Annotated in this window: 6 protein-coding genes and 1 pseudogene; 3 read left to right on the top strand and 4 right to left on the bottom strand. The window is 52.1% G+C overall.

The window, feature by feature from the left end; genetic code table 11:
• Positions 1 to 384, top strand: a pseudogene (locus tag AC1DSG_RS23720) (MFS transporter); the annotation flags it as partial.
• The gene (locus AC1DSG_RS23715) at positions 381 to 1907 is read left to right on the top strand and encodes a UxaA family hydrolase (protein ID WP_477793067.1); all 1527 of its coding nucleotides are present in this window, start codon (positions 381 to 383) and stop codon (positions 1905 to 1907) included. The pseudogene AC1DSG_RS23720 and the gene AC1DSG_RS23715, both read left to right, overlap by 4 nt.
• A gap of 69 nt (positions 1908 to 1976) precedes the next feature.
• Here AC1DSG_RS23715 and AC1DSG_RS23710 read toward each other — a convergent pair whose 3' ends face one another.
• On the bottom strand, positions 1977 to 2669 hold the full coding sequence (locus AC1DSG_RS23710) for a GntR family transcriptional regulator (protein ID WP_477793066.1): 693 nt from the start codon (positions 2667 to 2669) through the stop codon (positions 1977 to 1979).
• An 801-nt stretch (positions 2670 to 3470) separates the two neighbouring features.
• On the opposite strand from AC1DSG_RS23710, the gene AC1DSG_RS23705 reads away from it, so the two are divergent.
• Entirely contained in the window at positions 3471 to 4001 is a 531-nt protein-coding gene (locus AC1DSG_RS23705; protein ID WP_477793065.1) for a gamma carbonic anhydrase family protein, read from the top strand.
• Positions 4002 to 4242: 241 nt separating this feature from the next.
• Here AC1DSG_RS23705 and AC1DSG_RS23700 read toward each other — a convergent pair whose 3' ends face one another.
• The 3 genes from AC1DSG_RS23700 to AC1DSG_RS23690 all read right to left on the bottom strand — a co-directional run.
• Positions 4243 to 5457 (bottom strand): alpha/beta fold hydrolase, encoded by a 1215-nt coding sequence (locus AC1DSG_RS23700; RefSeq protein ID WP_477793064.1) that lies wholly within the window; start codon positions 5455 to 5457, stop codon positions 4243 to 4245.
• Between the two features lie 63 nt (positions 5458 to 5520).
• Entirely contained in the window at positions 5521 to 6909 is a 1389-nt protein-coding gene (locus AC1DSG_RS23695; protein WP_477793063.1) for an MFS transporter, read from the bottom strand.
• Positions 6910 to 7303: 394 nt separating this feature from the next.
• The coding region (locus tag AC1DSG_RS23690) for a LysR family transcriptional regulator (protein ID WP_477793062.1) at positions 7304 to 8169 on the bottom strand (866 nt) is incomplete at its 5' end.

Genomic DNA, 8169 nt, shown 5'->3' with positions numbered 1-8169 from the left:
GGATTGACCCTTGCAGCTTACACCACGCCCTTGATCGCACTCATAGGATTTACTCTCACAGCGTCGATGTTTTTTGTTGTTCAGCCTGTGATTTTCCTCTTCGCCAGTTCAAGGCTAGCGGGAGCTGGTATGGCGGCAGGACTTGCGTTAGTAAATACCTTCGGAATTACCGGTGGTTTCTTCGGCCCTTCATTGCTGGGCTTCGTAGAGCAAACGACAGGGAGCACCAAGAATGGACTCATCATTGTCGCAGCGCTTTTGACCGTTGCAGCATTCCTGAGCACCAAGTTACGTCAAGCACAGGAAACGATCACTAAAACTCGGGACAACATAGTATTGCCCCAAGCTGCGCCGTGCATTACTGAAAATTCGAGGATGAAATGAATACCATATCCCTGGCACTTAAACTCCACCCCAACGATAACGTTGCGATCGCGCGTGCTCCGATCGCACAAGGAACAGTGGTCACTGAGTTTAACAACATTGTAGTACGATCCGATGTGCCCGCAGCGCACAAGGTTGCTCTTGCACACGTTAACTTAGGTGAACCTGTTTTGCGCTATGGCCAAATTATTGGTTTTGCTACACAAACTATTGAGCCTGGCGATTATGTACATACTCACAATCTTGAAATGGCGACGTTCGAGCGGGACTATGCGTTCGGAGAAGACGCCAAGATTGTCACCCCACCCGCCGATCCCGTCACATTCCAAGGTTTCGTCCGAGCGGACGGTCGTGTTGCTACTCGAAACTACATTGGTGTCGTGAGCACAGTGAACTGCTCCGCTACAGTGACTAAAATGGTGGTTGAACACTTCTCGCGAAACGGTGCACTAGATGCTTATCCGAACGTGGATGGCGTGGTGCCAATCACCCACAGCTTTGGTTGCTGCATTGAGCACAACGGCGAGGGTGTGAACCAACTGCGGCGAACGCTTGGCGGGTTCATCAAGCACGCCAACTTCGCTGGCGTGGTAGTCATCGGCCTTGGCTGTGAAGCCAATCAGATGGGCGCGCTGTTCATGGCTCAGGGCATCGAGACCGGCAAGCTTATCGCTCCCGTGGTTATCCAGGACGTTGGCGGAACTCGCAACGCAGCTGACGCCGGCATTGCTGCTGTGGAATCAATGCTGCCGGTTGCCAACGAGTGCCGGCGCGAGCCGGTCTCGGCCAAGCACCTCACAGTGGCGCTCCAGTGCGGCGGTTCAGACGGGTATTCAGGCATCACGGCCAACCCCGCCCTCGGTGTTGCTGTCGATATGCTCGTAGCGCAGGGCGGAACGGCCATCCTGAGCGAAACGCCCGAAATCTACGGCGCTGAACACCTCCTGACTCGCCGCGCGGCAACCCGTGAGGTTGGCCAAGGTATCGTCGACCTTATCAAATGGTGGGAAAGCTACGCAGACCGCGAAAAAGGCAGCATCGACAACAACCCCACTCCTGGTAACAAGGCTGGCGGCCTGACGACCATTCTTGAAAAGTCTTTAGGCGCAGTTGCCAAAAGCGGCTCCTCCGCACTCATGGGGGTGTACCGTTACGCCGAGCCAATCACGGCCCGAGGCTTGGTGTTTATGGATGCACCTGGCTACGACCCGATGGGAGCCACCGGCCAAATCGCCAGCGGCGCGAACTTGGTTGCATTCACCACTGGACGTGGCTCGTGCTTTGGCGCCAAGCCTGCCCCTTCGATCAAGCTTGCGACCAACACGAAGATGTACACCCGGATGAAGGACGACATGGATATCAACTGCGGGGACGTCATGGATGGCGATGCCACCCTTGAAACCAAGGGCAAGGAAATCTTCGACATGCTTATTCGCGTGGCGTCTGGAGAAAAATCGAAAAGTGAAGCGCTAGGCGTTGGCAACGAAGAAACAGTGCCTTGGATGATCGGCGCTCAGATGTAAGAGAAGAGCAAAAAAAACGAGGCGCCCTGTCTTTCAGAGCGCCTCGTTTTTTATAGTTGGTCGATGAAATTAATCAGTTTCCACAGGCTTGATTGCATCGGCCACGATCAGTGCACCTGTATTCAGGATAAATTCTGCAGCACTCTTAATGTCGTTCTGTAAAGACTCACAAGCAGCAACAGGGTCGCGCTTCTTTAAAGCCTCAACCATGGCAGCATGATGGCTGGCTTGTACTCGCTGAACCACGCGTTCATTGCCGGAGCGCAGGTCATAATTGAGGATAGGCCCTATTCTTAACCACAGGGACTCAACTATCTGGAGCAGGATGGGCATTTCCGCCTGATTATAGATTGCGAAATGCAATTCTTTATTCAGTGCGATGAGGCGTGACTCATCGGGAGCGCTCTGCGCAAACTCGTTGCAAAAGGCTTCGTGAATACCCTCTATCTCACGCAACGCATCCGAACCAACCAACTCTGCCGCACGCGCCGCAGCCTGCCCTTCCAGGTTCAGCCGAATACTGGTGATTTCGCGGAACTGGCTGACTGTCAGCAAAGGGACGCGAATATACCGATTTGCCGACATTTCAAGCGCCTGCTCAGCGACCAACCTATGTACAGCTTCCCGCACAGGCATAACGCTAACACCCAGAGCATCCGCAATGGATCTGAGTGAAAGCTTCTCCCCGGGCATCACGCGTCCACTTATCAGCAGATCACGCAGTTGGGAGTAAACGTCCGCACTGAGGGTCTGGCGGATCATGGGCGTCACAAGTGTGGATATGTTCATGGCAAGGATTATAAGCAGATTAAACCGTACGGCATAGAACAATAAGGCATCTGTGATCACAGCATGACGAGGTCGCTAGAAATCCGGAACAGACCGAATTTGAGCGTTAGTAGACTCACATTGCACCAGGATTTCGAGGCCTTCAGGTTTTCGACAGGACGCTTTCTCCTAAGAGTAATCGGTTCCGGTCATTTTTCGGGTGGGCGAATGGTCGGCCTTTGTGCCAACCATCCCACAAAGTCTTGTGCAATCGTTTATACTGTGATCACATATCACTAATATCCGGCAAGCCCCCGTTGAATGCGGACTAGCATCGGCCACATAAAAATAAGACTGGAGAACGGTCATGAGCGCCCTACGACAGCCGTGGATTCACTTGCGCAGGCTCCCGCCGGTTGGCCCTGTCGCCACATTGCTACGCAATTTACTTCGAAGAATGCGCTCGCTCGACACCTCACTACGATGCGTAACGTATTTGCACGCTTGTTATCTAGGAGAACTATCCCAGTGGTCACCAGGCTGGGTTGTGCACCAGACAGAGCCTAACCACAAATGCAGCTGTCTCTTTGCTGTCTATTTGGAACAGCACAGGTTGTGCGCAAGGACATGCCTGTACCTGAAAAAGACCTAGTGCCTAAAGCCTCGAGGGTGACCAATAACACCACCGTTGATCCAATCTGCGGCCACGCAGGATGCCTAATTTAAACGCAGCGCTCCCCAAAGAACTCAGGCGTGCCGCAGCGTTCCTTCCACACAGAAAGGGAATAATCAGCAATGAAATATCGTTTGGGAGACCTCAAAGTTGACGCTCACCAACAGAGTTGGGTAGCACCTACAGCTACTCTTATAGGTCGAGTACGCTTGGAGAAGAATTCCAGTGTTTGGTTCGGCGCTGTCATTCGTGGCGACAACGAATTGATCACGATTGGTCAGGGATCGAATATCCAGGACGGTGCCATCCTACATACTGATCCGGGTTTTCCATTGACCCTGGGGAAAGATGTCACCATCGGTCATCAAGCGATGCTTCATGGATGTGAAGTCGGTGATGGCAGCTTGATTGGCATTCAGGCGGTCGTACTCAACGGCGCCAAAATAGGTGCGAACTGCCTCATTGGCGCCAAGGCTCTCGTAACTGAAAAAATGGTCATTCCGGATGGGTCATTAGTGCTGGGCTCGCCTGCCAAAGTGGTTCGCGCGCTCAATGAGGATCAGCAAGCAGGACTACGCGCCAACGCATTGGGATATGTCGCAAATGCAAATCGTTTTTTAGCAGAGCTTTCAGAAGATGAAAGCGGCCTGTGAGCGATCACAGTTCATAGGGGCGATGTTGAATCGTAGAGCACCATGCGTATTGCTTTTCCTCGCACTGTGAAGGAGAAGCATTGCAACGAGGTCGAAACGCCAATAGGTGAGCAGCTACAGGCCACTTTGAGTTTGCTTAGCCGCCAAGACTTACGAACAGAGTCCACAAACGACCCGTCTCCGGCGTGGAGGCAAGAAAGCCTATTTTTTGCATAGGCTTTCCCGCAATTTCCAAAATCAGTTAAACACTACGATTGGCATCTCGCAGAAAGGTACGCACCGTGTCGCAAAACTCCAGCGGATTTTCAGTCATTGGGTAATGGCCTGTGCCAGCTAAAACCGCGATCTTACTACCTGGTATGCGAGATGCTGTCTCCTCGACCTTTTCTTGATACACCAACCAATCTGCATCACCACGTAACAGTAGAACAGGTGCTTTGATCTTCCCTACCTGCTGTCGTTGATCGAAGTTCGCGTAGCCGGTCAGATCACCCTTCATGACTTGAGGGGTGGTGCGGGAGATCTGCCAAACAACTTCTTTAGCACGATCTGGTGGAGTGCGATTGCCCGTCATCGAACGAGACCAGGCACCGATAATCTCTGGCCCATTCATGAGCAACATATCGAGGAAGAACTCGGAAACCGTCGGGGTGAAATCTGCCCCTTCCGCTGAGATGATTGCACTGTACGCATTGGGTCGACGTGCACCCAATTCCAGCACCAGATTGCCGCCCATGGAGCATCCCATAATGGCGGGCCTTTCAAGTCCCAGAGCCTCCATCAGATGCTCGTTGAACTCCGCGTGGCGAGTGAGACTGTGGAATGGGCCGGATGCGGGTAGCTCTGACTTGCTGTGCCCTGGAGCATCAATTGCAATGACACGAAATTCATCAGACAGTCCATCCAGCACGTGTCTGTACATTAGAGAATCTTGTGAAGCCGCGTGGAAGCAAACGAGCGGACGCCCCTCCCCGGCCTCTTCGTAATAAACGCGAATTCCATCCACGGTGATATACCGTCCAACCGTCTCTTTGCCCGACGGCTTGGGCCCAGGTGAATAAGAGATAGGTGCAGTTTTATTAACGTTCCCGACACGCTTCATCGCGTCGAACGCACGGGCCATCACATCAACGTATTGCCATGCTGCGACTACATTGCCCTCTAGTTCAAGTTTGCCCAACCCTGGGGACAACGCTTCAAACCAGTCGATCTTTCCATCAAGAACACGTTGCCACTCATCATCAGAACCAGACACGATGACATCCGCACCTAAGGGGCTTCCTTCCGGATAAACTGCAACGACTTTACCAGCGAGAATCGCGAGCGTTGAAAAACCGGTGCTGTGCTTGAATTGGATGCGTCCATCAAAATAACGAGCAGCGGCCGTCCAATTAGCATCACCGTTCAACTCATCGGCAAATTGGCTCAGCCATTTGGCATCTTTAATAAGGGTCATGACTTTCTCCTAGCTTTAACTATCCCATGGGGATTTTTTATTAGTGCAGGTGCAACAAGCTCGTTACAAACCCATGTTGCAAGAGTGTTTCGAAACCAACGCCCTGTCGTACTTGAGAAACCATCCTGTAGTTTCCCGGGTGAAAAATATTGTGATGATTGCTGCCAACACCATTAGTCCGGAAATGAAGTAGAGTGCGTAGTTGTAGCCTGCAGCTTGCTCAAAGCCACCACCTGCCCCGATGAACATTCCGATCACGAAAGGCCCGAATCCACCGGCGTAAATGCCGACGTTGACGATTGAACCTGCAAGTCCTGTCGTGCCTTGCTTCGCAGAATCGAACGCAATCGCATACAGAAGTGTGTAAGGCGCGTTCATTGCAAATCCAGCAAACAATTGAATCGCGATTAGCGAAGTTAAGCTGACCGATGAATACTTGAAGAGGTACATGCCCACCGCAAGCCAGGCGAAAACCAGTACCAGGCAAAGTTTTCGACCAGCACGGTCTGAAATCCAGCCCCAAACAATCTGACCGATACCCCCAGTGATAGTGAAGAGCACCGAGTAAGCAGCAGCCTCTGCAAAGTTATAATGCGCTACAAATGCCAGATACTGAGGCAGCCAGAAGCTGATGCCGAAGTAGCCTACAATCGCAAACATCGAGATCAGTGCAATGGCGCTGATGTTTGGATTTTTCATCGCAGATTTGAAAGCGCCTTTTGGTACTTCAACAACGCCATGGGCAGCCTGCAACGCCGGAGGCGTTTCGCCTACAGCTTGAGCGTGTTCAACAAATGACTCGTACCGCTTCTTCGTACTAAACCACCAGTAGATCGAGAAGATGATGATCATCGGCACCGGGAACAGCAGAAAGGCCAAGCGCCAGTTTTCCGGGCCATAAGCGTTAAGCAGAGCACTGATTGCCAGGCCGCCGATCAATGTGCCCCAAGGATATCCGGTGTGATGAAGCCCCAGTGCGAAGCCACGTCGCTCTTTCGACCACCACTCAGACAACGAGGTGACCTCGATGGCTTCACCGGCACCGCCAAATGCGTGAGACATCACTTGAAGTGCAACGAGCACTCCCAGCGACCCGGTCAAGAAATTCAGACCCGTCAGAAAGGTGAAAAGGGTGTAAGCGACTACGATCGGAAGATGGCGATATTTTCGCATCCATCCTTGACCGCCTTTATCAGCCCAGATCATGTAAGGCACTGCTATCAAGGACGTCGCGATCGTGATGAAGGCAGCAAGCAATCCAGTCAGCTCAGCGCTTGTTTTGAACTCGCTAGTGATAGAAGGCAAGACCATGAAGAACATCTGGCGAGAGTTAGCATCCATGGCGTAAACAAGCCACAACAAAGCCATTGCTCCCCAAGACGCAGCGCCTGCGCCTTTAGGAATACGTTTTACGGAGGATAGAACTCCAGTTGTTTCTTGAGTAAATCCCATGGGGAAATCTCCGGGTAATTATTTTTATTCTCCGGCTGAGGATTCGTGCTTTACACACGGACGAACCCAGCATCTGAGATGAATCAACACTGGATGTGCTGTTCACCATGGGCAGAGGTTATGGCTCTAATTCAAGGTTGAATATAGCTAGCAGATCACACCAGCTGTGAACGCCAGGAACAGGTTCGTGGCACAAAATGACAGGAGCCCCCAACGTAGCAATCGTCTAGGAAATTTCGGATGACTTGGCTTTACAACGGAGATTTTTCTGTTGAGTGCAGGGGGGGCGGCGAGATTACCGGCGAGTAAGATCAGAGACGCGTTGCTGCTCGGGGTCATAGTTGCGCCGGTTGCCGCGTGGGTAGATTAAAAATTAGCGGCGGTGCCGTAGTGGCTATCTAGGCGCCTCGGGTAGTCCCCTCACGACCTTCCATGGATGATCAATCCATTTTTGCTGAAAAAAATCGATGAACACTCTAATGCGAGGGCTCAGATGCTTGCGGTCTGAGTAGAGTAGGTAAATAGGCTCCAAGATCTCCGCTTTAAACTCATCAAGAAGGAGTACAAGCGAGCCTTCCTGGATATCTTTTCCAATGTGAAAGTCTGCAAGACGGACTATGCCCGCGCCTGATTTGGCCATATCTCTTAGCAGCTCGCCTTGAGTAAACGAGCCCCTCGGCTTCACAGGGGTCGTGACGCCCAGACCATCCTGGATAAACGCCCATTTGTTCCAGGGACTGACGAAGCTGAAGTTAAAGCAGCGATGGTTCATCAGGTCTTTCGGCTGTAGCGGTGTTCCATACTTTTCGAGGTAATCAGGCGAAGCACAAAGCAACCACTCACATTCGCCGATTTTCTTTGCAATTCTGGATGAGCTCGGAAGAATCCCACTGTGAATTGCTATGTCCAACCCTTGCTCGAATTGGTCAACGAACTGGGCGCCTAACTGAATCTCGACATCAAGACCGGGATAAGTGTCGAGGAATTCTGGCAACCAGGGCACAATTTGCTGCTTTGCAAAAGAGGTCATCGTGTGGATTCGCAACGTACCACTGACCCTTGAAGGAAGCCCTTCTGCCAGAGAGTCTGCCTCACTCATAGCTTCAACCACAGCTTTCGCACTGCGCAGGTAAGCAGCCCCCTCCTCCGTCAGAGTGAGGACTCGGGAACCTCGCTGGAAAAGCCGAACCCGAAGCCGATCTTCTAACCGCGCTATCAATTTGCTGATGGCCGAAGGAGTCATTTCGTGCGCCCTGGCGG

Source organism: Pseudomonas sp. P5_A12 (genome assembly GCF_056400685.1).
The sequence above is the reverse complement of the archived record's forward strand: the minus strand, read 5'-3'. Positions and strand labels throughout refer to the sequence as shown.

Coding starts and splice junctions, on each gene's coding strand:
- AC1DSG_RS23715 (WP_477793067.1), top strand. CDS start 381: ATGAATACCATATCCCTGGCACTTAAACTCCACCCCAACGATAACGTT.
- AC1DSG_RS23710 (WP_477793066.1), bottom strand. CDS start 2,669: ATGATCCGCCAGACCCTCAGTGCGGACGTTTACTCCCAACTGCGTGAT.
- AC1DSG_RS23705 (WP_477793065.1), top strand. CDS start 3,471: ATGAAATATCGTTTGGGAGACCTCAAAGTTGACGCTCACCAACAGAGT.
- AC1DSG_RS23700 (WP_477793064.1), bottom strand. CDS start 5,457: ATGACCCTTATTAAAGATGCCAAATGGCTGAGCCAATTTGCCGATGAG.
- AC1DSG_RS23695 (WP_477793063.1), bottom strand. CDS start 6,909: ATGGGATTTACTCAAGAAACAACTGGAGTTCTATCCTCCGTAAAACGT.